The following is a 25755-nucleotide window of genomic DNA, read 5'->3' on the forward strand; positions in this document are numbered from 1 at the left end:
AGCGGGCGTAGTTCTCGCCGTCGCCGAACTCGGTGTACCCGCCCGGCCATTCGTAGATCTCGTGGCTGTCGTGCGCGTGCCCCGGCGGGGTCTGGCGGCATGTTGGACAGGTCGGCCTTGGGTTTCTTGAAGTCGTAGTCGCCGTTGTAATGGCCGCCCGGGCTTTGATCTCCTGCGCCAGCTGCCAGGCGTGGATGTTTTCCCGGTCGGCGACGGCGGCCTTCTCGGGCGGATAGAACGGGATGACGGCGGCGCCCGCGAGCGGGCTGTGCGAGGCGACGATGTCGTCGGCCAGGGTGAGCACGTGCTGGCCGGCGCTGTGCTCGTGGAAGTAGTAGATGCCCTCGTGCTCCATCAGGCGCGAGACGAAGGCGCAGTCGGTCTCGTTGTACTGCACGCAGTAGTCCCAGGTGCGGTAGCTCTGGGTGAGCTTGCGCTGCAGCGGGTAGCCGTATTTGCCGAGCACCTCCTCGATGATGTCGGGCACGGTCTTGTTCTGAAAGATCTTGAAGTCGCTTTGCCGCGTGGCCAGCCACAGCCAGGGGCTCAGGCGGGCCTTGTAGCTGTAGAAGCGGTGGTCCTGCCCCTGCAGCCCGAAGCGGGTGACGATGCCGTCCAGGTAGCGCGTGCCGCCCCCTTCGGTCTCCACCACGATGGTGGCGCTCTTGCCCAGCAGGGCCTTGGGGTCGATGGATTTGCTCTCGCTCAGCAGGTCCACGTCCAAGGAGAACAGCTCGGAGAGCGCTTCTTTGCCCTGCAGCTGGCGAAACTGCAACTGCTCGCCCAGGGGCGTCTGGATGGTGACTCGGCGTGTCATGGGGAATGCCGGCCATGCCGGAATTTGTAACGGAAATGGATGCGCGGATAATATCCCTTTACGTCTTATCACCCTCCACCGATTTGACTCAAAATGTAATCCCCATGAGTCAATTAGCGATTTATCTTGATTAAATCAATAGGTGTAATTACTTATGATTTAAGAAGATACCAATAATATTTAAATTATCAGATTGGTATCAGTTAGGAAAAACCACACCCGCTCATTGCACGCTTATCCGTGGCTTCACGGCGGTTGTAGCGGTGCTCCTCGTTCCACAGGTTGTTGGCCTTGACCAACGACTTGGCATACACCTGCCGCCCCGCGCCGTCGTACAGGATCTGGTCCGTGCGCTCGGCCACGCCATAACCGGTGTAGCTGGCCATCCGGTTCAGGTCGTCGTAGACGTAGTTGTAGGTTTTTTCCAGCTTGCCGTTGGGTGAGCCTTCTATCGGCCCGCCGCTGTAGGTCTGGTCCTGGGTCCGGTTGCCGGCGTAGTCGTAGCGGTACTGGTGCGTGTCCACCGCACCCGTGACCGAGGACACTTCCTGGCTTCGGATCTGCCGGTTCATGGCGTCGTAGCCGTAGGCGGTCGTGCTGGTGTGGATCACCTGCTGGTCCTGCACCACCCCATTCGCCGGCTGCGACTTCGCATCCGGGCGGATGGTGTTGATCACGTGCGTCGTCACCTGCGAGCGGTTGCCCGCCAGGTCGTATGTGATGCGCACGTCCGCGCGGCTGTCGAACACCGCCCGCAGCCGGTTCTGCGCGTCGTACACCAGGTGGTTGTCCTGGTACACCACGTTGTCCAGCACCCCGGAGGACAGCAGCGTCTTTTGCGCCATCTTCTCCGACACCCGGTTGCCCGCCAGGTCGTAGCCGTAGTTGGTGCTCTGGCCCAGGTAGTTGTCCCGGATCTCGATGCGCTGGCCGGCACCGTCGTAGCGGTAGTCCAGGCTCTTGCCGGCCCCATTGCCCTCGTGCGTGAGGTCGCCCGCCCGGTTGTAGGTGTACTGGAAGTCCACCGTGCCGCCGGTGGTCTTGCCGTCGGTGCGCCCGATCAGGCGCCCGAAGGTGTTGTAGGTCCAGGACTGGCTCATACCGGCCGCGTCCGTCTGGCCCACCTTGTGGCCCAGCGCGTCGTAGCGGTAGCGCATCTGGTAGGCCAGGGGCGCTACCGGGGCGTCGATGCCCGGTTTCTTGGTGAGGTCTGTGACCTTGGCCGTCTCCTGCCCGCTCAGCACCACGTTGCCTGCCCGGTCGTAGCGGTAGCGCGTGGCTTCGTTATTGCCGTTGACCACCCGCACCTTGCGCCCCGCTTCGTCGTACTGGTTGGTCTCCAGCACCGTTTGCGTGATCGCGCCGCTGATGTCCACGCCGTTGGAGGCGTGCAGTGCGCCGTCCGCAGGTGTGGCGGTGTTGACCGCCCCGCCCGTGCCGCTGACCTCGTAGCGCGAGATGCCCTGCGCCAGCGAGGTCTGCTCCAGACGCGAGAGCTTGTCGTAGCTGTACTTCGTCACCACCGTGCGGCTGTCCGTCACCCGCTCGGCCGAGGACACCTTGTCCCCGAAGGCGTTGTACGCGCTGTCGATCCGGCCGCCATCGGCATGCCGCTCCTGCACCACGTTGCCCGCCAGATCGCGCACCTGCGCGTTCAGGTTGCCGTTGGCATCGCGCAGGCCCACCTGCCGGCCCAGCGCGTCGTAGTAGATCTTCGTGCTCGCCCACGATTGCGCGAAGTTCACGTCCTCGTGGAGCCGGCGCTGCTCCACCACCTGGTTGTTGGCGTCATAGCGCAGCGTGGCCGTGCGCACGAGCTTGCCCGCGCCCAGCCCTTGCGTCTCGTCGATCGCCACCACGTTGCCCCATCGGTCGTATTCCCGCACCGTCACCGGCCGGGCGCTCAAGGCACCCTGCACCTGGGTCTGCGCACGCAGTTGCGGCACGTACGCAGGCGTGGTGTCCGCCATGGTCACCTGGCCGTTGGCTCCGGTGGAGGGCACGGTGATCGCCACGTCCGTGCGTGCGATGTAGGCCTTCTGATTGCCGCTCGCAGGGTGCTCGATCTCGATGCGGATCTGGTAGGTGGTACCCCCGTTCAACCCATCGAGCACGAAGCCCTGCAGCGCCGCGCCACCGGCGAACTGCGAGCGCCCATCGCCCTGGCGGAACAGGTAGGGTGCCGGCGTGCCGCCGGGGATGCCGGGCGAGGCCGTGATCTTGACCCGCACGCCCGCCTCCTGCTGCGGCCATTGCAGCACCGCGTGATCGGTCCCGTCGATGACCGCGCGGCCCATGCCCACGCCGCCCACGGTCTGCGTGGCCGCTGTCACGGCCCGCAGCATGAAGGTGGAGGTGATCTCGTATTCGCTGGGGGTGGTCAGGTAGTCCCCCAGGCTGCGCCCGCCCACCGCATTGCCGTTGTACACGGCGTACAGCGCCGTGGTCCCATCCACCGGCACGCTGGAGATGTAGCCGTCGTTCTGGTACGCGTTCTGGTACCAGGTGCCCGGGTTGAAGTGGAAGTTTGGATCGCTCTTGGGCTCCGCGTAGATGGGCAGGTAGCTGCCCACGTCCGCCGGGTTGGCCGTGAGCCGGAATACCGTGTCGCCGCCGTAGATGTACTGGTACAGCCGCTGGTTGGACCCCGTGGGCGAGGTCTGCACGTACCCCAGGATGCCTTCCTTGACCATCGCCGGCGGCGCTCCCGCCGCCGCGTCCCGCGCGATGATGCCGTCGAACTCGGCAATGACGTTGGCATCGGCCGTGGAAATGTGGTGGGCGTTGCCTTGGTACAGAAAGTAATAGCGGTACAGCGGCTTGCGATCCGCCGCCGGGCTGTTCCAGAGATAGCCCACGATGCCCAGATTGGTGACGTTGTTGTTGGCCATCACGATGGGGGGCGTGGTGTCGCGCACCGACATCGCCTGCGGGATGGTCACGACGCCCTTGGCCCGCTGGGCGGTGCCACCGAACGCATTAGTCACCACGATCTCGTATTCGTACACGCCCGGGCTCATGTCCAGCGACACGCCCTGCATGCCCACGCCGAAGCCGCTGGTGCGCCCGTCGCCATAGGCGACTACGCCGGTGCCGACCGTGCGCGAAGCCGTCCACACGCTGCTGCCCTGAGGGCGCCAACGGTAGACCACGCCCTGGTTCTGCGCTGGCTGCGGCCACTGCAGCACTGAATAGGTCCTGCCGTCGATGTTGGCCCGGATCACGCCCACGCCCTGCAGTGGCGGCGCGCTGTCGGCGTCGGACACGCCATTGCCCGTGATGGCGAAGGTGCCCGTGCCGACTTCGCGCACCGCATCGCCCTTGGCGTTGGTGACGCGGTACTCGTAGCCACCGGCCGCCAGCCCGAGGCCGCCCAGGTCGATGCGGTGCGCCGAGCCGAACGTGCGCAGGTTGGAGGCATTCAGGGTGCTCTGCACCCACTGCGTGGTGCCGGTCCTGCGCGTTTCGATGCGCAGCGTGCTCACCACGTCCTGCGGCAGGCTCACCTCGATGCTCTGGCTGGGTATCTGGCCGTAGAGCATGGTCACCTGCCCCACGGGGGTGCTCTTGGTGCCGCCGAAGACCGGGTCCGTCTGCGACTGCGTCTGCTCCTTGCGGCCCAGCATGAGCGCGCTGCGCTCGCTCAGCGAGGTGGTGTACAGCCCGTCGGTCCACTCGCTGTCCACGCCGCTCGTGCGGTTGTGCTGCAGGGCGTAAAGCTTGGTCATGCCCTGCTCTGACATCGTGGTCGCATTGGCGCTGGGACTGGCCACGTAGCCGTCCACGCCCCGGCTCTCCCAGCCGCTGCCCAGCAGCCGGTTGCGCTCGGCGACGCTGGAGGTGTAGACCGAGATGTCGGTGCCGGCCTTGCCCAGGCGGTACAGTTCCACCAGGCCCGGCCCGGGGTTTTGCGCAACGTACCCGGCAATGCCTTCGTCCAGCCAGCCCGTGCGCTGGTTCAGCAGCGCCTCCCGGTCCACCGGGTTGGCACTGAACAGGTGGGTGTCGTTGTAGCGGTTGTAGTAGCGGTAGATGGGCTTGCGGCCCTCGCCCGCCTCGTTCCAGATGTAGCCCGGGCTCGCGCTTTCCGTCCAGTTGAGCTCGACCGCGCTCGCGGTGGGCTGCTGCACGTCGTACAGCGTGGCCCAGTTGCCGAAGATGTCGAGTTTTTCGACCTGGATCTTCTGGATGGATGCGATGCCCCGGGCGATGCCGGCCTCTTGCGACAGGGGCGATTCCCACTGGAACGCGTAGCCGGTCATCGCTTCTTCGGCGCTCACCACGATGCTGCGGGTGACGGATTTCTGCGCCTGCGGATCGGGACTTTCCTGGTTGCCGTATTTGTAGCCCTCGGACAGGTATTGCAGCGTGATGCGCACGTCCCCGCTGCCCAGGTCCTGCAGCGAGCGCCACACGAGGTTCACCTGGTTCTTGCGGCTTTGCCCCACCACGCCTTTGGTGGCGACCTCGCTCTGGGAGATGACCCCGTACAGCAGGTTCTGGCGCGTGGTGATGGCCATGGTCTGCTCGCTCGCGCGCTCGCGCGCTCGGGCGCGAGGGTCTGCACCAGGCGGCCCAGCACGTCGTAGCGCATTTCGGTGCGCCGGAACTGCTCGCCCACTTCGGCCTGCCCGCCCAGCGCCTCCATGGCCGTGCGGTAGCCGGCCAGATCGATGCTGCCGGAGGCCACCAGCTGCAGGGTCTGCTGGCCTTGCAGGTTGTAGGCGAGCACTTTGGCGACGCCGTCGCCGGCATTGCTGCGCCAGGCGCGGCCGGCGTTGTCGTATTCGTAGGTTTCATCGCCCTGCAGCGCCACCCCGGCGTCCAGGACGCGCTTGCGCGTGACTTCGCCAAACGCGTTGTAGGTGAGTTCGGTGTCGCCCAGGCTCAGCTGGGTGGGGTCGGTGTTGCGTTGCAGCGGGGCGTAGGTGTGGGTCTGCCGCCCCAGCGCGTCGTAGGCGTACGCGCGCCACAGGCTTTGCATCTGCCGCGTGCCCGCATCGTCCAGGTAGGTGACGTTCTGCCATTCCTTGGCCAGCCGGCCCTGGGCGTCATAGGCGTAGTAATGGCTCTTGTTGTCAGCATCGATGGTTTCGATGGTGTGGCCTTGCGCATCAAAGCGCGTGATGCTGGTGCGGTCTGCGCCCCCTGCGGCGCTGCGGCTGTAGCTGGCGCCATCGCCCGAGAGGGTGGCTCCGCTTGCGTACTGCGTGGTGGCCACTGCATTGCCATGCGCATCGCGCTGGAATTCGGTGAGCGGGTTGACGGGGGCCGCGCCCTGGCCGTTGGCGGCCACGCCGACGTTGATGGCCGGGGTGATGGTGGCGCGCACGCGGCCCAGCACGTCGTAGTACTGGTAGGTGGTGCCGCCCATGGCGTCGGTGGTGCGCGTGAGGTTGCCCAGCGCGTCGTAGGCGTATTGCGTGACGAGATCGCCCGTTTTTTCCTGGAGCACTTCGCCGATGCTGCCCGCCCCCGCGTTGGCGGCGGTGTAGGCCACGCCGCGGCGGGTCTCGGTGGTCTTGCGGTTGAGCAGGTCGTAGCCGTAGTCGGTCACGCGGTCGCCGCCAGCGGTGTTGGGAACGCTGGCAGCGGTGCTCTGGGGGCTGGCGAACTCCACGCGGCGCGTGAGGTTGCCGGCCGCATCGTACGCCTGGGTGGTGACGTAGCCCAGCGCATCGGTGGTGCTCACGCGGCGGCCCAGCAGGTCGTAGCCGTGCCGGGTGCTGACCCAGCGCGAGGCGTCCAGGTTGACGGCGACGGAGGTCAGGTCCCCGAAGGCGTCGTAGCCGTTTCGGGTGGTCTTGCGGCCCGCGGTCTGCACGCCGGTCTGGCTGTCGTAGTAGAAGACGTAGGGTTCCTGCACTTCCTGCACACGGCCCGCGCGGTCGTAGCCGGTGAGGATGTCCCGGTCGGCGCTGCCGGGCTGCACGGCCTGGCGCACTTCGATCTCGCGCAGCAGCGGCACGCCGCCGGCGGGCAGCGCAAGGCCCTTGTCGTAGCGCACCAGGCGCTCGGTCTCGCCCCAGGCATTGCGGGTGTAGCCGGTGACGTAGCCCAACGCATCGACGTCGTAGGCCACCTGGCCTGCGCGGTCGTAGGCTTTGTAGCTCCACGCGGTGCTGCCCGCGGCCCGCCCGGCCACGGCGTTGCCCAGGGTGTCGTAGCGGGTCTCGCTGCTGATCTCGGCGACCGCGGTGTCGATGCGGCTGCCGGCGGCGTTCCTGCCGTTGTCCAGCAAGGCGCTGGCGCTTTCCGCCTGGTACACCGGCACGGGCGGGAAGATGGTCTTGATCTGGCGGCCCAGGGCGTCGTATTCGTAGCGCGTGGTGCGTGCCTCCGGCCGGCCGGCCGCTTCGGTGCGCTGGGTGAGGTGGCCCAGGGCGTCGTAGGCCATGCGCGTGACCACGCGCGCGGGTCCGTCGGCCAGGACGACTTCGGGCGAGGTTTCCTGCACGAGCAGCCCGGCCGCGTCGTAGGCATAGCTCCAGGTGCTGCCGGCCTTGTTGGTGAAGGACGTCTTGTGGCCCAGGCCGTCGTAGGTGGTGGTGCTTTCAGGCTGTTGCGGCGCATCGGAGCTGGCGATGAGGTTGCCGGCCGCGTCGTAGCGCATGTGTTCGATGCGGTCGGCGGCTGTGCGCACCGGCTGCGGCGTGAGCGCCAGGTCGATCTCCGCGCGCCCCAGGCTGTGGAAGTGCTCGCCGGTGCCGTTAACGTTGATCTGGTACAGCGCGGCGTTGCCCTGCCCGGGCGCGACGTCGATGTAGCCCATGATGCCGTCATCGATCCAGCCCGATTGCTGCTTGGCGTTGGCGCGCAGCTCTTCGCTGGCGGTGTAGTAGTGGTTGGTGCTGCCGTCGCCGGGCGGGCGCAGGCGATACAGCGGCACCTTGCCAGGGGCCGGGGCGCTGTCCAGGTAGCCGACGTTGCCTTCGCTTTGCCAGCCGTTTTGCAGCGCCCGGTCGCGCTCGGCGGCATCGGTGGTGTAGAAGTGGTCGCTGCTGCCGCTCACCCGGCTCAGGCGGTACAGGGGTTTTCTGCCAGGGCCGTCCGCGGTCTGGGTGTAGCCGGTGATGCCTTCGTCCAGCCAGTGATCCGCGTTCTGCGCGGCCATGTAGACGGTGCGCTCCGTGAGGCGGCCCACGCCGTCGTAGGCGTAGCCCTGCAGTTGCCCCAGCGCGTCGCGCGCGAAGGCCAGCCGGCCGGCCGCGTCGTGGTAGTTGCGCGTGACCCGGTCCTGGGCCGGGCTGGCGGTGAGGTAGCCAGCGACGGTGCTGCCGGCCAGCACGCCCTGCTGCGCCAGCGCGGCATCGAGCGCCGCCAGTTGGGTCGCCGTGAGCGCCACCGCGCCTTGCCGGGACCACACGACCTGGCCGATGCCGTTGTAGCGGCGCTCGGTGACGGCGCCTTCGCCGTCGATGGAGACGGTCTCGCGGTTGGCGCGGTCGTACAGGTGGCGCACGGTGCGGTCGGCATCGCCCGCCACGGCGGTGGGCGCCGCGAGCAGCGCACCGCCGGCCACCTGGTTGGTGTAGGCGCTGGCGCGCGCGGCGTACCGGGTCTCGCGCGTGAGGTTGCCGGCCGCGTCGTAGCCGTAGGTGGTGACGGCGCCGCTGGCATCGACCTGGCTGGTGAGCCGGTTGGCCGCGTCGTAGACCTTGCGCGTGAAGCGGTCCGACAGGCTGGTCTGGGGCACGTTGACGAGGATGCCATCGACTTCGCTGCGCGAGGTGGTGTAGCGGTTTTCGTTGGTGCCCTGGCGGTTCAGCCGGTACAGCGCGGTGGTGCCCGCCACGGGCGCGGTACGGATGTACCCCACGATGCCGCTGCCCTGCACGCTCCAGCCAGGCAGGGTCTTGACGAAGTCCAGGTTGGCGCTGTCGGTGGTGTAGTAGTAGCTGCCGTCGGTGTGGCGCGCCAGGTAGAGCGCGGTGTTGCCGGCAGCGGCCGCGTCGTCCACGTAGCCCAGCAGTGCGGTGCGGATCTCGTTGCCCTGGGCGTCCAGGGGGTACAGGGCGTGCTGGCCCGGCTGGGCCGCGCTGCCCAGGAACCCGATGGTGCCTTCGTCGCGCCACTGGAAGGCGCCGGCCGGGGTGGCGTACTGGGTGGCCTGCAGGAGGTTGCCGTTCTTGTCGTACAGGTACTGGGTGACTCCGCCCACGCCGTCGGCGCTGAAGGTGACGCGGTTGGCCGCGTCGTAGCGGTAGCGCACGTGCTGGTCGCGCGCCGCATCGAAGATCTGCACCAGGCGCAGCTCCATCTCCGATTCGCTCGGGCCGGCCGACAGGGGCTTGGCGGCCAGGTCCAGGCGGTTGGCGTAGCTGATGCGCTGCGTGACGTTGCCGCTCGCGTCGTAGCGCTGGGAGACGACCGCGCCGGTGGCATCGATGGTGTAGCGCGCCCGCCCGATCGCGTCGTAGACGGTTCGGGTGACGGCATCGGCCGCGCTGGGCACGGGCTGCGGGTCGCTGCCCGGGCTCCAGGCGCCCATGTCCAGGCGATTGGCATAGGCGGTGCGCTGGGTCACCAGGCCGTTGGCGTCATAGACGAGGCGCACCACGTCGCCCGCCCCGTTGACGGTGGCGGTGACCCGGTTGTCCGCGTCGTAGATGCGGTGCTCGGTCTGATCCTGCGCGGCATTGGGGCGCTTGAGGCCCTCCAGCTGCGCCTCTCCCACGTCCAGCGCCAGGCTTTCTGCTCCGGCAACCGGCTGCGCGTAGCGGGTCTGGCGCACCACCCTCCCCGCCGCGTCGTACACGGTCTCCGACAGGTTGCCCGCCGCATCCATCTGGAAGCGCTGCCGCCCTTGCCTGTCGTAGGCATAGCGCGTGACGTGGCCCTGCGCATCGGTCACGCTCGTGACCTGGCCCGTGGCGTTGTAGGCGTAGCGCTTGGCGAGGTTCAGGCCCACGTGCGTGGCCGTGGTCGGGTCCAGCACTTCCAGCACCCTGCGGCCCAGCGCATCGTACTGGTATGCGGTGACGGTGCCGTTGGGGTCGGTCACGCTCAGGCGACCGCCCATGGCATCGTAGGTATACGTGGTGACGAGGTTCAGGCCGGCCGGGTCCACCGCCTGGCGCACGAGCTGGCCCTTGGCGTCGTAGCTGAACTGGGTGGTCACGCCCTGGGCGTCGGTCACGCTCAGGGCATTGCCCAGCGCGTCGTAGGTGTAGGTGGTGACCAGGTTCAGGCCCGCAGGGTCCACCGTGCGCGACAGCACGCGGTTGGCCGCGTCGTACGCGAGCACCGTTCGCACGCCATTGGCGTCCGTCGTCTCCACCAGCCGGCCCAGCGCGTCGTATCGGCCCGCCGTGCGGGTCAAGGGCGTCGTCGTGCCGGTCTGGTTGCCGTCTGCATCGTAGGCGTAGCGGGTGGTGCGCTCTTGCGCGCTGCCCGCCGCTTCGGTGCGCGAAACGAGGTTGCCGAAGGCGTCGTATCCCAGCAGGGTCACGATGCTGGACGTGCCCGATGCGCCATTGGCCACTGGCGGCGATGCTTCGCGCACCCGCCGGCCCGCCGCGTCGAAGGCGTAGGTCCATGTGGCACCCAGCGCGTTGGTCACGCTGGTTCGGTGTCCCAGCGCGTCGTAGGCGTAACTCTCCTGGTAGCCCAGCGCATCGGTCTTGCCGGTCAGCCGGCCCGCGCCGTCGTAGCCGTACCGGGTGTGGCGGTCCTGGGCAGAGGCCGTTCCGGACACCGAGGCATATTCGATCAGATGGCTCAGCTGCCCCACCCCGTCGTACTCTCGTGCGACCACATAGCCTGCGGCGTCCACGGTGCGAGAGATGCGGCCTGCGCCGTCCACGAGCTGCGTGCTGACGCGGTCCTGGCCCGTGCTCTGCACCATGCCCAGCACACGGGCCAGAGTGATGTCCCGGGGCGCGACCCCTGCCAGGTTGACGGTCTTGGCATATGCCGTGGAGGTGGTGAGGTTCCCGCTGTAGGCGGTCTGGCGCACCGCGCCCAGCGCGTCCACCTCCAGCACCTGCCGATCGGCCTGGTCGTAGGCCCACGACGCGGTGCGGTCGCCCGCCTGCGGGCGCAGCGCCAACGCGATGTTGGCCTGGTCGTAATTGGCAATGGCAGGCGAAAACACCGCGCCGCGCGTCGCCGTGGGGGCCGTGACGGGGGTCGCGTACTCCGTGCGCTGCTTCAGGTTGCCATTGCGGTCGTACACGTTTCCGGTGACCGAACCGCCCGCACCCACCACATAGATCTGACGCCCTGCCGCGTCATAGACATAGTCGGTCGCCTGATCGCCGCCCGCCGAAGCCACGTCCTGCGGCTGCTGGCCGGTCGCGATCGGCGTGGCGAAACGCAGCGTCTTGACGACATGGCCATCTCCGTCGTAGCGCAACTGCGTGACCGATCCCGTTCCGTCGGCGCTCCAGACCAGGCGGTTGGCCCGGTCGTAGGCGCTCTTTTCCACCACGTTGCCCGCAGCGCCCTCCTGGGCGGCCAGCTGGAAGATGAAGGACTCGTCGTACGCATCGGCGCTGACGGTGATGGGCTTGGCATACCGCACCCGTTCCACGACGTTGCCGGCCGCGTCGTAGCGCAGCTTGGTGGCGGCGCCTGTGCCATCGACCGAGACGATCACACGGCCCAAGGCGTCGTAGGCCATGCGCACGCGCTGGTCCTGGGCGTCATTGGCCACAGGCTGCGGAAGGGTCCCGGGGGTCCAGCCGCTGGAGCCGCCGATGGTGATCCGGTTGGCGAAGCTGCGCTGCTCCATCACCCGGCCATTGCCGTCGCGCAGATAGATGGTCACCTCGCCAAGGCCCGTCACGACCGACTGCAAATGGTTGTTGGCGTCGTAGGTGCGGTATTCGATCTTGTCGGTGGCAGACGCCACGATGCCCGCGCGCACCTGCGAATCCCAGCTGCCCGGGCCGACCGATGCACCGCCGCTGGCGTACCGGCGCAGCACCGACGTGTCGGCGATGACCTGGCGGTATTCGGTGAGCTTGCTGATGCGTCCGAGGGCGTCGTAGGCCGTTTCCCTGACGTTGCCAGCGCCATCGATGGCCAGGGTCTGGCGGTTCTCGTCGTCGTAGAGGTAATAGCTCGTGTTGCCGTTGGCATCCACGCTGCTCGTGAGGTTGCCCTGCAGGTCGTAGGTGTACGAGCGGGTCAGGTTCAAGCCCGCAGGATCCACCTGTTCCCGCACCCGGCGGCCCAGGCCGTCATAGCTGTAACGGGTCAACGTGCCCTCGGGCCGCGTCACTTCCAGGGTGTGGCCTTGGGCGTCGTAGGCATAACGCGTGGACAAGGCCAGGCCCGCGGGGTCCACCAGTTGCTCGGTGAGCTGGCCCTTGGCGTCGTAGCGCAGCTCGGTGACGGTGCCGCCGGGTTGCGTGATGCGGATCTGGCGCCCAAGCGGGTCGTAGGCGAATTGCGTGGCGAGCGACAGCCCGCCCGCATCCACCGTCTGGGTGATGACGCGGTTGGCGGCATCGTATGCGACGGTCGTGCGTGTGCCGTTGGCATCCACGGTTTCCATCAGTCGGCCCGCGCGGTCATAGGACTTGGCCGTGGTGACCGTTTCGGTGACGTTGGTGTCGAAGCGCCATGCCTGCGCCGATGCCCCGGTCGGGTTGCCGTCCGCATCGTAGGTGTAGCTGGTCGCGTTGCCGCGGGCATCCGAGACTTGGACCATGTCGCCATGGCGGTTGTAGGTCTGCTTCAGGAGCAGGCCTTCGTCGGTGCTGATGGTGACGGTGCGGTTCTTCGCGTCGTAGGCGTAGGTGGTAGTGTTGCCTTCGGCATTGACCTGCGAAACGATGCGGTTGAAGGCGTCGTACCTGGTGTTCAACGTTGCCCAGAGTGCATCGGTACTGGAAACCTCCCGGCCCAGCTTGTCGAAAGTCCGCGTGCGCACCCGGCCCAGCGCATCGGTTGCACTGATCTGGTTGCCGAAGGCGTCGTATTTGTAAGCGGTGACGGCGGCCAGCGCGCCCGCATCGCGGGTCTGGCCTATCACCAGGCCGCGCCGGTCGTACCGTGTCTGCAAGACCGTATTGGGCGTGGACACCCCGGTGGGCTCGGTCCGCTGCGTTTCCTCGCGGAAGGCGTTGTAGACGTAATTGGTGGCGAAGCCGAGCGCATCCGTCGTGCTGGCCAGGGTGCCGGTCGCGTTGTAGGTGGAGCGGGTGATCTGATCGAGCGCGGGATTGGCCGCGGCCTGCAGCAGCGACAGGAGCTTGGCGTTGACCAGCCCACCGGCTTGCGAGCCGGTCAGCTCGCCCGGGTTGATGCGCGTGCCATAGCGCACCTGCGCAGTGGCCTGGCCCAGGGCGCTGTAACGGGTCTCGGTGACTTCTCCCAGCGCATTGACGGTGTGCGTGAGCTGGCCCGCCGTGTTGTAGAAGAAAAGCGTGCGCAGGCCGTTGGCATCGGTGGTGCTGGTCCTGCGGCCGGCGCGATCGTAGGTGTGCGTTTTGGCGTAGCTGTTCCAGACGGCATCGATCTGTGCCTGGGTCTGCGCCGACGCCAGTTGCCGTGACCCTTCGGCCGACAGCTCCGCCACCAGCCGGCCCTGCGCGTCGTAGCGGCTGATCCGGGCGCGTGCCTCGCTGCCGGTCGCGACCGTGGTGCGGATGCGGTTGCCAGCGGCGTCGTAGGCATGCTCCGTGCGCGTTCCCTGGTAGTCGGTCTCGGCGGCCAGGCGCCCGAGTGCGTCGTATTCGGACAGGCGAACCTGATCCTGCCCCGAGGCCGCAGGACGCAACTGCGCCACCGGGGTCGCGCTGGTGATCGACGACACCACGGCGGCCTTCAGCGCCGTCGCATAGCGCGTCTGCTTTGTGGCATTGCCATTGGCGTCGTACTCGAACGTGGTCAGGTAGCTCGCGCCATCCACCAAGGCCACAAGCTGGTGCTTCTCGTCATAGACCCGGCGCTCGACGATGTCCTGGCTGTTGGTCGCGGGCTTCAGGTCCTGCAGCGTGCCGCTGGCGCGCTTGGCTGCATCGGTCAGCTTGGCGAACCGGGTGGTGGACGCCAGTCTGCCGGCCGCGTCGTATGCATTGAGCAGCAGATACCCCTCGGCATCCAGCGTGCCGGTGCGCAACCCGTCGGCGTCGTAGAAGTAGCGGGTGACGCGGTCGGCCGCCGCATCGGCCACCGGGCTGACGGCGCTGCCCGCCGGCGTGCCGCCGAGCGAGGCCACGGCCACCGTCTTGGCATATTGGCGGGTCGTGACCAGCCGCGAGGCGCCGTCATAGACGTTCTCGGTCACGCTGCCATCGCTGCCGACGGTTTTCCAGAGCCGGCCAGCGCCGTCGTAGATGCTCCACTCGGTCCGGTCGGACGGCGCGCCGGCAGGGCGCAGCGCAGCCACCGCGATGTCGGCCAGGCTGCCATCGCCCGCCGTGAGCAAACGCGTGTCGACAGGGGTAGCGTAGGCAATGGTGCGCGTGAGCTGCCCCGATCCGTTGTAGATGTACTCCCGCAATTCGCCTGCCGCGCCCACATCGGCGGTCTTCCTGCCGGCGTCGTCATACAGCATCCATGATTTGACGCCCGTCGCGTCCTGGCTGAGCCGCAGACGGCCCAGGGCGTCGTACACGAACGTGCTGGTGCCCAGGTCGGCAACCGTTGCGTCGGAGCGCTGAAGACTGACGAGACGCCCGGCCCGGTCGTACGTCCGGGTCTCCTGCAGGCCGTTGACCGCCTGGGTGACGACCCGCGCACCTGCGTCGTCATAGAGGGTGGATGCCAGTTGCCCCAGGCCGTCGGTGGTGGACAGCAGCCGGCCCATTCCGTCATAGGCATAGGCCGTCGTCGCGCCCTTGCCGTCGATGGTCTGGATCAGTCGGCCCGCGGGGTCGTAGACCTGCCGGACCACGGTGCTGCCGGCGGCCACGCCATTGCCGGAGGCATCGGTTGCCGAATAGGTGGTAGACGTCTGCACCTGGCCCCGGAAATCCAGCACATAGTCCGTGCGCCGCACCTGCTGCAGGTTCTGCTGCCCCGTCCAGGAGGCGACCGTGGCCGCGGTCGGCACGGCGTCACGGGCCAGTCCGCTCACCGCGTAGGCCGATGCATGGTGCTGCAGCACCGCGACCACCTCGCCATAGGCGTTGCGGCGGTATTCGGTGACGCGGCCCTCCGCGCTGATCACAAAACGCAGGTTGGTGGCGTTGGCATCGTCGTACACATAGCGCGTCGTGAGTGCCCCCGAGGGCTGCCCCGCGCCGTCGCCGTCAGGGTCCGGCTGGGTATAGACCGTCTCCGTCAGCAGCTGATTCACCGCGTTGTAGGTGCGGGCCACCGTATTGCCCAGGGCATCGCGCTGCAAAACCTGATTGCCCCGCGCGTCGTAGGCCATGAACACCGCGCGCCCGTCCGCATCGGTCGTGCGGATCAGATCGCCATTGGCGTTGTATTCGAATCGCTGCACCAGCGGCGCGCCGCCCGTGCCCGGCGAGGCGATGCTGAGCAACTGTCCCTTGGTGTCGTAGGCGTAGGAAGCGTTCTTGCCGGCAGGGTCGGTGACCTGCGTGGTGCGCGCGGCGGTGTCGTAGCTGAATAGATAGGTCTGGCCCAGGGCGTCGCGCAGCGAGGCGACCTTGTAATCCGCCCCCACCTGCACGTATTGGATGGCCAGCTGCGTTCCATCGCTCTGGCTGACAGTGGCCACCCGGTTGCTGTCGCCGTCGTAGGTGTAGCTGGTGCGGTAGACCTTGCCGTCGGCCGTGGAGCCATCCGCGGGCGTGAGGTCCACCGTGACACTGGCCAGGCGATTGCGCGCATCGTAGGCATAGCTGGTGCGAACGGTGGTGGCGTCTTGCCGGTCTGCCACGCGCACGCGCATCAGCAGTCCCCCGGCGTAGTCGTATACGACCGATTCCCCGCTCGCATTGACGACCTTCGCGATGTTGCCGTCCGCGCCATAGGTGTAGGTCGTCGTGTTGCCGTTGGCATCCACGGTCTTGTCGAGGCGGCCCGTGTCCGCGGCGTAGTAGTCCCGGGTCTGCGTCTGGCCATCCGTCCAGATGAAGCCGGAGCCGGTCGACTCGATGCGGTCGTAGGCCCCCGCGCCATCGGTGCCGAGATACCGGCTGGAGGCCGCGTCCCAGGTGAAGAGCGCGCCTGCGCCATCGCGGCCGATGAGCGTGATCGTGCTGCCCTGCTGGCCCGCCTGCCCGGCCAGCACCAGTTGCCGGCGATAGAAACCGGTGCTCCAGTTGTCCGCGTTGTCGTCGTTGAGCAGGCCCTGGCTGTTGTAGGTGCGGACGGCCTGGTAGCTGCCCCCGTGCGCCACCAACTGGTCGTCGGTGCCGGAAATCACCAGGTTGCCGGTGGCCACGTTGACAAAAACCTGCTCGTTGCCGCGCCCCTGGGAGGCATTGCCCTGGGAAGCCCGTTGGCCCAACGTGGCCAAGGAACTGTTGCCGAACCCAAGACTGTTGCCGCTGACGATACCGACCATCTCTACCCCTCGTTCGATGTTTAACCGGGGCAGGTCCAGTGATTAAGACGCCCCATCTCACCAACTCATCCATCGGAATGGAAAACCGTTGAGCGAAAGACCAACTGAATCGAAGGGGTATGGGACCAAAGGGACGTGGTGGGCGATGCATGGGCCCATTCGGCATTGCGCCTGTTTCCTACACCCCCGCCTGGCACGCCCCTGCTACCTTGCCATCCACCCAGGCACCAGCAACCACCGACCGTGGCGAAACCCCTCCACCCGCGCATCCGACAATGCCGTCAGGCCGGCCGCCAAGCGGCAGGGTGTGCCTGACCCGACCCCATGACCCGCACCCCCACCACCCCCGACGCCCTGGCGCTGTATGAACAAAAGCGCGACTTCTCGATCACCCCCGAGCCGCGCGGAGAGGCCGAGGCGCCCGCCGATGCGCTGCGCTACGTGATCCACAAGCACTGGGCCACCCGGCTGCACTACGACCTGCGCCTGGAGCTGGAGGGCACCATGAAAAGCTGGGCCGTGCCCAAGGGGCCCAGCTTCGATCCGGCCGACAAGCGCATGGCGGTGCAGGTGGAGGACCACCCGATCGCCTACAACCAGTTCGAAGGGCAGATTCCGGCGCGGCAGTACGGCGCGGGCAAGGTCATCATCTGGGACAAGGGCTACTGGGTGCCGCTGGAAGATCCGGTGAAGGGCTACCGGGCCGGCAAGCTCAAGTTCGAGATTCACGGCCACAAGCTGCAGGGGCGGTGGACGCTGGTGCGAATGCGCTCCGGGGGGGCCAAGCAGGAGCGGCAGCCCGCATGGCTGCTGATCAAGGAGCACGACGGACTGGAGCGCCCGGCGGCCGAGTTCGACGTGGTGCAAGACATGCCCGACAGCGTGAGCGCCCTGCCCGATCTGCCGGGCGTGCCAGGCCAGGCGCCTCGGCCTGGCAAGGCGCGGGCAACGAAGGCCGCCCGAGGCGCCAAAGCCGCCCAAGCGGTCAAGGCCCCTTTGCCAGCCGAGCTCAAACCCCAGCTCGCCACGCTGGTCCAGGGCCCGCCGCCCGATCTGGCCGACTGGCTGTTCGAACTCAAGTTCGACGGCTACCGGCTGCTCGCGCGCATCGACCATGGCAAGGTGCGGCTGTTCACCCGCAATGGCAACGACTGGGGCCACAAGATGCCCGACCTCGTGACGGCCCTGAAGGCGCTTCCCATCGACAGCGGCTGGATCGATGGCGAGATCGTGGTGATGGACCGCCAGGGCATGCCGGACTTCCAGGCGCTGCAGAACGCGTTCGAGAACGGCACGGCGGCAGGGCTGGTGTTCTACGCGTTCGACCTGCCCTTCGTGAACGGGGCGGACCTGCGCGCGCTGCCCGTCACCGACCGCCGCGAGGCCCTGCGCGCCATCCTTCCCGAGGGCGAGGGCCAGACGGTGCGCTTCAGCGAGGCCTTCGATGCGGCCCCGGGCCAGCTCATCGCCTCGGCCTGCCGGCTCGGCTTCGAAGGGGTGATCGGCAAGCGCAGGAGCGCGCCGTACGTCTCGCAACGCTCGGCGGACTGGATCAAGCTCAAATGCGGCCAGCGCCAGGAGTTCGTGATCGGCGGCTACACCGAGCCCAGGGGCACGCGCAACGGCATCGGCGCGCTGCTGCTGGGCGTGCAGGACGAAGACGGGAGCCTGCGCTACGTGGGCAATGTCGGCACTGGGTTCAACGAGCGCAGCCTGGCACAGTTGCGCGAGCGCCTGGAGGCGCTGACGACCTCAAAGAGCCCGTTCGCCAACGCAGCCCGGGGCGCGGCCAAGGTGCATTGGGTGCGCCCGCAATTGCTGGCGGAGGTGGCCTTCGCCAGCTGGACGCACAGCGAACGCATCCGCCACGCCGTGTTCCGAGGCCTGCGGGACGACAAGCCCGCCAAGGACATCGTGCACGAGCGCCCTCTTCCCGCCAAGGCGCTGGCCAAGGCCGCCACCCGCGCCAAGCCCTCGACCGCGCGAGCGGACACCCTGCGCGTGACCCACGCTGAGCGCGTCATCGACCCGAAATCGGGCACCACCAAGCTCGATCTCGTGCGCTATTACGCGCTGGTGGCACCGCTGATGATGGAGCACCTGCACCAGCGCCCGGTCTCGCTGGTGCGGGCGCCGGCCGGTGTCGGTGGCGAGCTGTTCTTTCAGCGCCACCAGGAGCAAGGCAGCCTGCAGGGCGTGCAGCCGCTCAAGGCCTCGCTCTACCCCGGCCATCCGGCGCTGCTGGAGGTGGTGGGGCCGCAGGGCCTGCTGGCCGCTGCGCAGATGAACACGGTGGAGTTCCACACCTGGAATGCCCGCAAGGACCGCATCGACCGGCCCGACCGCATGACGTTCGATCTCGATCCCGGCGAGGGCCTGGCCTGGGACCGCATGCAGGAGGCGGCCACCCTGATGCGCGTGATGCTCACCGAACTCGGCCTGCCGTCGTTCCTCAAGACCAGCGGCGGCAAGGGCCTGCACGTGGTGGTGCCCATCCAGCGCCGGCATGACTGGGATACGGTCAAGGCGTTTTCGCAGGCCATCGTGCAGCACATGGCCCGCACCATTCCGGCCCTGTTCGTGGCCAAGAGCGGGCCCCGCAACCGCGTGGGCAAGGTGTTCGTGGACTACCTGCGCAACGGATTGAGCGCCACCACGGTCTGCGCCTGGTCGGCGCGCTCGCGGCCGGGCCTGGGCATCTCGGTGCCGCTGGCCTGGAAGGAGCTGGAAACCCTGACGGGCAGCGCAGAGTGGACCGTGCGCAATGTGGACGAGCGGCTGCGCACCGGCAACACCCCCTGGGAGGGCTATGCCGGCGCGGCGGTGTCGATCGCGGGCGCCATGCGCCTGCTGCAGTTCACGCCGAAGGCATGAGCGGCGGCCGCGCGGCGGCGGCGGCAGGGCCGGTCAGGCCTGCAGTGGCAGTTCGTCCGTTTCGGTGCGGGTGGTGCGGTGGCCCTTCAGTCCGAGCTTGGCGAGCAGCTTCACATCGGCCTCGCCCTCCGGGTTGCCGGTGACCAGCAGCTTGTCGCCATAGAAGATCGAATTGGCGCCCGCCATGAAGCACAGCGCCTGCACGGCATCGCCCATCTGCTGGCGGCCGGCCGACAGGCGCACGCGGGCCTTGGGCATGGTGATGCGCGCCACGGCGATCACCCGCACGAAGTCCAGCGGGTCCACCGGTTCGCTGTCGGCCAGCGGGGTGCCGGGCACGCGCACCAGGCTGTTGATGGGCACCGATTCGGGGTAAGGATTCAGATTGGCGAGCTGGGCGAGCAGGCCGGCGCGGTGCACGGGCGCCTCGCCCATGCCCACGATGCCGCCGCAGCACACGCTGATGCCGGCGCCGCGCACGTGCTGCAGGGTGTCGAGCCGGTCCTGGTAGGCGCGGGTGCTGACCACGTCGGTGTAGTACTCGGGCGCGGTGTCCAGGTTGTGGTTGTAGTAGTCGAGCCCGGCGTCCTTCAGCGCTTGCGCCTGGTGCGATTCGAGCATGCCCAGCGTGGCGCAGGTCTGCATGCCCAGCCCTTTGACGGCGCCGATCAGCTCGCTCACTTTTTCGATGTCGCGGTCCTTGGGCGCGCGCCAGGCGGCGCCCATGCAAAAGCGGGTGGCACCGGCATCCTTGGCGGCCTGGGCCGCAGCCGTGACTTCCTGCACGCTCATCAGCTTCTCGGCTTTCACGCCGGTGTCGAACTCGGCCGACTGCGGGCAATAGCCGCAGTTCTCGGGGCAGCCACCGGTCTTGACCGACAGCAGCGTGGCCAGTTCGATGTCGCCGGCAGGCCAGTGCTCGCGGTGCACGCTCTGGGCCTGGAACATCAGGTCCATGAACGGCTTGTCCAGCAGCGCCTGGATGGCCTCGACGGACCAGGGCCCGGCAGGCACCTGCGCGACCGGCGGGCGGCGGTGCAGTTGCACGGCTTGCGCCGCGGCGGGGGTGGGTGGGACAGCGGTGGTTGGCATGGTGGGTGGGCCCTTTCTCGTCTGGTTTTCGGCAGTCCGGCATCTGGCCGGTCGTGGCAGGCGCAGATTCTGGCGGAGCCGGCGGCGCAAATCCAGATCCAGGCCTCACAAACCCGAGCACGATGGAGTGCCGTTATCTACCGTCAACGGCCGGCCTGCGATCGGGCTTTTTAAGCGAGGTTGCGCGACATTGCCCGCACGATCGCACGGGCGTAAAACCCGTGTCGCCTTCTGTCGCGAAACCATGGCCATCTTTCCGAAAACACATCGCCCTACCGCGCAGCCATGCCCGGAGTTGCGTGCAGTTGCCGCCAATGCCGCTGGAGGGGGGGCAGGCAATGCCTGCCGATTCGTCAGCCCAGCGCCGCGATCACGTCTTTAGGGGCCTGTACCAGTTCGATGAGCACCCCCTCACCCGCGATCGGAAACTCCGCGTTGGATTTGGGGTGCAAAAAGGTGATGTCGTGCCCCGCGGCGCCCTGGCGGATGCCGCCCGGCGCGAAACGCACGCCCTGGGCGGTGAGCCATTCCACCGCGCGCGGCAGGTCGTCGATCCACAGGCCGATGTGGTTGAGTGGCGTGGTGTGCACGGCAGGCTTCTTGTCCACGTCCAGCGGCTGCATCAGGTCCACCTCCACCGCATGCGCGCCCCGGCCCATGGCCAGGATGTCTTCGTCGACGTTCTCGCGCTCGCTGCGGAAGGTGCCGGTCTGTTCGAGGCCCAGCATGTCCACCCACAGCGCCTTCATGCGCTCCTTGTCGGTGCCGCCGATGGCGACTTGCTGGATGCCGAGGACCTTGAACGGACGTGCGGTGATGGGATTTGCCATGCGGATTCCAAAAAACGTTTTACTATGATTTTTATAGCAATATACCCTAGTGGAATATGCGCCGCAGGCCAAAATGGTCCTGATCCACAGCGTGCCACCCCCAGGCATGCGCCACGCGGTGCCGGCCGGTTCGGGCCCTGCCCCCCCCTGCCCGCGACACCGCGCACGAAGATCACTGGAATTCCAGGATCACCTGGTCCACCGCCAGCGACTCGCCCTTGCCGGCGACCACCTTGCCCACGATGCCGTCCTGGGTGGCGAACAGGATGTTCTCCATCTTCATGGCCTCGATCACCGCGAGCTTTTCGCCGGCCTGCACCGCCTGGCCCGGCTGCACCGCCACGTCGACCAGCAGCCCGGGCATGGGTGACAGCAGGAACTTGCTCAGGTCCGGCGGCGCCTTGTAGGGCATCAGGGTGTGCAGGCGCGCGCCCAGGGGGGACAGCACGATGGCATCGATCTGCGTGCCGTTGTGCGAGATGCGCAGCGCCAGCGGGCTGCGCGGCGTGCCGCGCTCGACCTGGGCGGTGAAGCCCGCGCCGTTGCACTGGCCCTGCACGCGGATCTGGCCCAGCGTGGCCGCGCTGCCGATCTGGTAGCTCTTGCCACCCACCGACACGGCGCTGGAGCCCGAGCTGCCCTGGAAATCCGTCACCGACACCGCGTGGTGCTCATTGCGCCCTTCGTGCCCCATCACCACCACCACGAACTGCTCGCCCACCTTCACGTTGTGGCCGGCGAGTTGCCCGCTGATGCCCGAGGCACGCGCGCGGTAGCGGCGGTTCATGTAGGCCGCCAGCGCCACCAGGAACAGCGGATCGTCGTGCGGCACGTCCTGCGAGGCAAAGCCCTGGCTGTAGTTCTCGGCGATGAAGCCGGTGTTGAAGTCGCCCGCCACGAAACGTGGATGGGCCAGCAGCGCGGCCTGGAACGGGATGTTGCTGCCCACGCCGCGGATCACGAACCCGTTGAGCGCGGCGCGCATCTTGTGGATGGCGTCTTCCCGGTCCTGGCCATGCACGATGAGCTTGGCGATCATCGAGTCGTAGTACATGGGGATCTCGCCGCCCTCGTACACGCCCGTGTCCACCCGCACGCCCAGCTTTTTGGTGGTGTCGGCCTGGAACATCGACTCCTCCGGCGGCTGAAAGCGCACCAGGCGGCCGGTGGAGGGCAGAAAGTTGCGGAACGGGTCTTCGGCGTTGATGCGGCACTCGATGGCCCAGCCATCGCGCCGGACGTCGGCCTGGGTGAGCGGCAGCGGTTCGCCGGCCGCCACGCGGATCATCAGCTCGACCAGGTCTAGGCCGGTGATGCATTCCGTCACCGGGTGCTCCACCTGCAGGCGCGTGTTCATCTCCAGGAAGTAGAAGTCCTGGTCCTTGCCGACCACGAACTCCACCGTGCCGGCGCTCTGGTAGTTCACCGCCTTGGCCAGGGCCACGGCCTGCTCGCCCATGGCCTTGCGCGTCGCGTCGGAGATGAAGGGGGACGGAGCCTCCTCGATCACCTTCTGGTGGCGGCGCTGGATGGAGCATTCGCGCTCATTCAGGTAGATCACGTTGCCCTGGCTGTCGCCCAGCACCTGGATCTCGATGTGGCGCGGCTCCTGCACGAACTTCTCGATGAAGATGCGGTCGTCGCCGAAGCTGTTGCGCGCCTCGTTGCGGCACGAGGTGAAGCCCTCCAGCGCCTCCTTGTCGTTGTAGGCCACGCGCAGGCCCTTGCCGCCACCGCCGGCGGACGCCTTGATCATCACGGGGTAGCCGATGTCGCGGGCGATCTCCACCGCGCGCTCGGCCGATTCGATGGCGTCGTTCCAGCCCGGAATGGTGCTGACCTGCGCCTCGTTCGCCAGTTTCTTGGAGGCGATCTTGTCGCCCATGGCGGCGATGGAATGGTGCTTGGGGCCGATGAAGACGATGCCCTCCTCCTCCACCCGCTTGGCGAAGGCTTCGTTTTCCGACAGGAAGCCGTAGCCCGGGTGCACGGCCTGCGCCCCGGTCTGCTTGCAGGCGGCGATGATGCGGTCGGCCTGCAGGTAGCTCTCGCGGCTGGGCGCCGCCCCGATGTGCACGGCCTCGTCGGCCAGCTTGACGTGGCGCGCTTCCTTGTCCGCATCGGAATACACCGCCACGGTGGCGATGCCCATCTTCTTGGCGGTGGCGATGACCCGGCACGCGATTTCGCCCCGGTTGGCGATCAGGATTTTGGTGAACATGGTGTTGGGGAGTGGAGGTGTTCTAACGGGCGGTGTCTTGCGTCTTTTTTGTCTGTCTGTCTCGCGGGACGGGGTTCATGCGTGCCGGTCGATGGCCGGGCTCATGTCTTCCATCCAGAGCACGTTGTCCGAGTACGACTGCAGGTCGGGCGAGAGGTTGGAGGTGGAGCCCGAGACCCACACCTCCTTGTGCAGCTCGGACTTCACGTAGGAGATGGCGTCTTCGAAGTCCCCGTCGCCGGCGGAGAGGATCAGCCGGTCGTACACGTTCTGGGCCGCCAGCTTGATGATCAGCGTGGCGATGCCCACGTCCACGCCCTTTTGCACCGACCGGTCGAACTGGTGGCTGCAGTTGGGGCAGTTGGCGTGCATGCGCTTGAGCTTGTAGAGCTGCACCCGGAACTTCGGCCCGATGGGCGGCGCGGTCTTGATCCAGGAGTGGAACGCGTTCTGGGCGTCAGTGGACGGATCGCTCGCCGAGTTCAGGTAGTAGCTCTCGTGGATCGGCCCGCCGTTCAGGCGCGTGATCTCGTTCTTGAGCTTCAGGTAGTCGAAGGGCCGGCCCTTGCCGTAGTTGAAGAGGTAGGCGCCATCGACGATCCAGACGGTTTTCATGGGGCGTGCATCGCTCACAGCGGAATGTTCCCGTGCTTGCGCCAGGGGTTCTCCAGCTTCTTGCCCTGCAGCATCACCAGGCTGCGGCAGATGCGCTTGCGCGTCTCGTGCGGCAGGATCACGTCGTCGATGAAGCCGCGGGCGCTGGCCACGAAGGGGTTGGCAAAGCGCTGCTTGTACTCGGCCTCGCGGGCGGCGAGCTTGGCGGGGTCGTTCTTGTCCTCGCGGAAGATGATCTCCACCGCGCCCTTGGCACCCATCACCGCGATCTCGGCGTTGGGCCACGCCAGGTTGACGTCGCCGCGCAGGTGCTTGGAGCTCATCACGTCGTAGGCGCCGCCGTAGGCCTTGCGGGTGATGACGGTGATCTTGGGCACGGTGCACTCGGCATAGGCGTACAGCAGCTTGGCGCCGTGCTTGATGATGCCGCCGTACTCCTGCGACGTGCCGGGCATGAAGCCGGGCACGTCCACGAAAGTGACCACGGGGATGTTGAACGCGTCGCAGAACCGCACGAAGCGCGCGGCCTTGATGCTGCTCTTGATGTCCAGGCAGCCGGCCAGCACCAGCGGCTGGTTGGCGACGATGCCCACGGTCTGACCCTCCATGCGCGCCAGGCCGATGACGATGTTCCTGGCGTAGTCGGGCTGCAATTCGAAGAAGTCGCCGTCGTCCACCACCTTGGTGATCAGCTCCTTCATGTCGTAGGGCTTGTTGGGGTTCTCGGGCACCAGGGTGTCGAGGCTGCGGTCCATGCGGTCGGCCGGGTCGTTGCTCGGTCGCACGGGCGGCTTTTCGCGGTTGTTCAGCGGCAGGTAGTTGTACAGGCGGCGCAGCATCATCAGCGCCTCGACGTCGTTCTCGAACGCCATGTCGGCCACGCCGCTGCGGGTGGTGTGGGTGCCGGCGCCGCCCAGCTCCTCGGCCGTGACTTCCTCGTGGGTGACCGTCTTGACCACCTCGGGGCCGGTCACGAACATGTAGCTGCTGTCCTTGACCATGAAGATGAAGTCGGTCATGGCGGGCGAGTACACGGCGCCGCCAGCGCAAGGGCCCATGATCATGCTGATCTGCGGGATCACGCCGCTGGCCAGCACGTTCTTCTGGAACACGTCGGCATAGCCGCCGAGCGAGGCCACGCCTTCCTGGATGCGCGCGCCGCCCGAATCGTTGAGCCCGATCACCGGCGCACCCACCTTCATGGCCTGGTCCATCACCTTGCAGATCTTCTCGGCATGCGTTTCCGACAGCGCGCCGCCGAACACGGTGAAGTCCTGGCTGAAGACGAAGACGAGGCGGCCGTTGATCATGCCGTAGCCGGTCACCACGCCGTCGCCGGGAATCTTCTGGCCTTCCATGCCGAAGTCGGTGCAGCGGTGCTCCACGAACATGTCCCATTCCTCGAACGTTCCGTCGTCCAGCAGCAGCTCGATGCGCTCGCGCGCGGTGAGCTTGCCCTTTTTTGTGCTGCGCGTCGATGCGCTTTTGACCGCCGCCCTGGCGGGCGAGTTGGCGCTTTTGCTCCAGTTGTTCGAGGATGTCTTGCATGGGTCGCTCTTTCGGTGGTGATTCTTTTGCTATTTATTTAATAGCGGTATGCCGGGAGTTTTCTTGTGCTGCGAGCAGATTCCGTGCGGCAGTGGACGCGGCGATGCGCCCGGCTGCCACGTCCGCCTGCAGCGTGGGCAGCAGCGCCCGCACCTCGGGGTGCTGGCGGAAAGCGTGTCGCAGGCCTGCCTCGATGCGCTCCCACATCCAGGCCAGGGCCTGCCTTTCGCGGCGGCGGGCGAGCCGGCCGCTGGCGGTCTGCAGTTGGCGGAACTGGCTGACGGCGGCCCAGAAGGCCTGCAGGCCCTGGCCCTGCAGCGCG

The 25755-nt window shown here is 67.4% G+C and carries 7 protein-coding genes and 3 pseudogenes; 1 reads left to right on the plus strand and 9 read right to left on the minus strand.

Translation table 11 applies throughout. The features are described 5' to 3' along the window. From AC27KI_RS06815 to AC27KI_RS06825, 3 genes are all read right to left on the minus strand, one after another. On the minus strand, nucleotides 1-817 hold an 817-nt coding region (locus tag AC27KI_RS06815), incomplete at its 3' end, for a type VI secretion system Vgr family protein (protein ID WP_487113146.1). 203 nt (nucleotides 818-1020) lie between these two features. Continuing rightward, nucleotides 1021-5337, minus strand: a complete 4317-nt coding sequence (locus AC27KI_RS06820; RefSeq protein WP_487113148.1) for a hypothetical protein — start codon at nucleotides 5335-5337, stop codon at nucleotides 1021-1023. Continuing rightward, nucleotides 5238-16253 carry a hypothetical protein gene (locus AC27KI_RS06825; RefSeq protein WP_487113150.1) on the minus strand — a complete coding sequence of 3672 codons (11016 nt, stop codon included), beginning with the start codon at nucleotides 16251-16253 and terminating at the stop codon, nucleotides 5238-5240. The genes AC27KI_RS06820 and AC27KI_RS06825 overlap by 100 nt, the downstream gene beginning before the upstream one ends. A 307-nt stretch (nucleotides 16254-16560) precedes the next feature. Between AC27KI_RS06825 and ligD the strand changes: the two are divergent. After that, nucleotides 16561-19127 (plus strand): annotated as a pseudogene (gene ligD, locus AC27KI_RS06830) (DNA ligase D). Nucleotides 19128-19160: 33 nt separating this feature from the next. Here ligD and bioB read toward each other — a convergent pair. From bioB to AC27KI_RS06860, 6 genes and pseudogenes are all read right to left on the minus strand, one after another. Next, nucleotides 19161-20219: a biotin synthase BioB gene (gene bioB / locus AC27KI_RS06835; protein ID WP_284399720.1), complete on the minus strand. Its 1059-nt coding sequence runs from the start codon at nucleotides 20217-20219 to the stop codon at nucleotides 19161-19163. 353 nt (nucleotides 20220-20572) lie between these two features. After that, complete coding sequence (locus AC27KI_RS06840) at nucleotides 20573-21049, minus strand: VOC family protein (protein WP_487113152.1); 477 nt, start codon at nucleotides 21047-21049, stop codon at nucleotides 20573-20575. A 172-nt stretch (nucleotides 21050-21221) separates the two neighbouring features. After that, nucleotides 21222-23270: an acetyl-CoA carboxylase biotin carboxylase subunit gene (locus AC27KI_RS06845; protein ID WP_487088573.1), complete on the minus strand. Its 2049-nt coding sequence runs from the start codon at nucleotides 23268-23270 to the stop codon at nucleotides 21222-21224. 75 nt (nucleotides 23271-23345) lie between these two features. After that, a complete protein-coding gene (locus tag AC27KI_RS06850) occupies nucleotides 23346-23885 on the minus strand; it encodes an NYN domain-containing protein (protein WP_272569491.1) in 540 nt (179 codons plus the stop codon). Between the two features lie 14 nt (nucleotides 23886-23899). Then, nucleotides 23900-25433: pseudogene (locus AC27KI_RS06855) on the minus strand (acyl-CoA carboxylase subunit beta). A gap of 33 nt (nucleotides 25434-25466) precedes the next feature. Then, a pseudogene (locus AC27KI_RS06860) lies at nucleotides 25467-25755 on the minus strand (methylmalonyl Co-A mutase-associated GTPase MeaB); the annotation flags it as partial.

This window comes from Acidovorax sp. KPB24-03 (assembly GCF_057546605.1).

Coding starts and splice junctions, on each gene's coding strand:
- AC27KI_RS06820 (WP_487113148.1), bottom strand. CDS start 5,337: ATGGCCATCACCACGCGCCAGAACCTGCTGTACGGGGTCATCTCCCAG.
- bioB (WP_284399720.1), bottom strand. CDS start 20,219: ATGCCAACCACCGCTGTCCCACCCACCCCCGCCGCGGCGCAAGCCGTG.
- AC27KI_RS06845 (WP_487088573.1), bottom strand. CDS start 23,270: ATGTTCACCAAAATCCTGATCGCCAACCGGGGCGAAATCGCGTGCCGG.
- AC27KI_RS06825 (WP_487113150.1), bottom strand. CDS start 16,253: ATGGTCGGTATCGTCAGCGGCAACAGTCTTGGGTTCGGCAACAGTTCC.
- AC27KI_RS06850 (WP_272569491.1), bottom strand. CDS start 23,885: ATGAAAACCGTCTGGATCGTCGATGGCGCCTACCTCTTCAACTACGGC.
- AC27KI_RS06840 (WP_487113152.1), bottom strand. CDS start 21,049: ATGGCAAATCCCATCACCGCACGTCCGTTCAAGGTCCTCGGCATCCAG.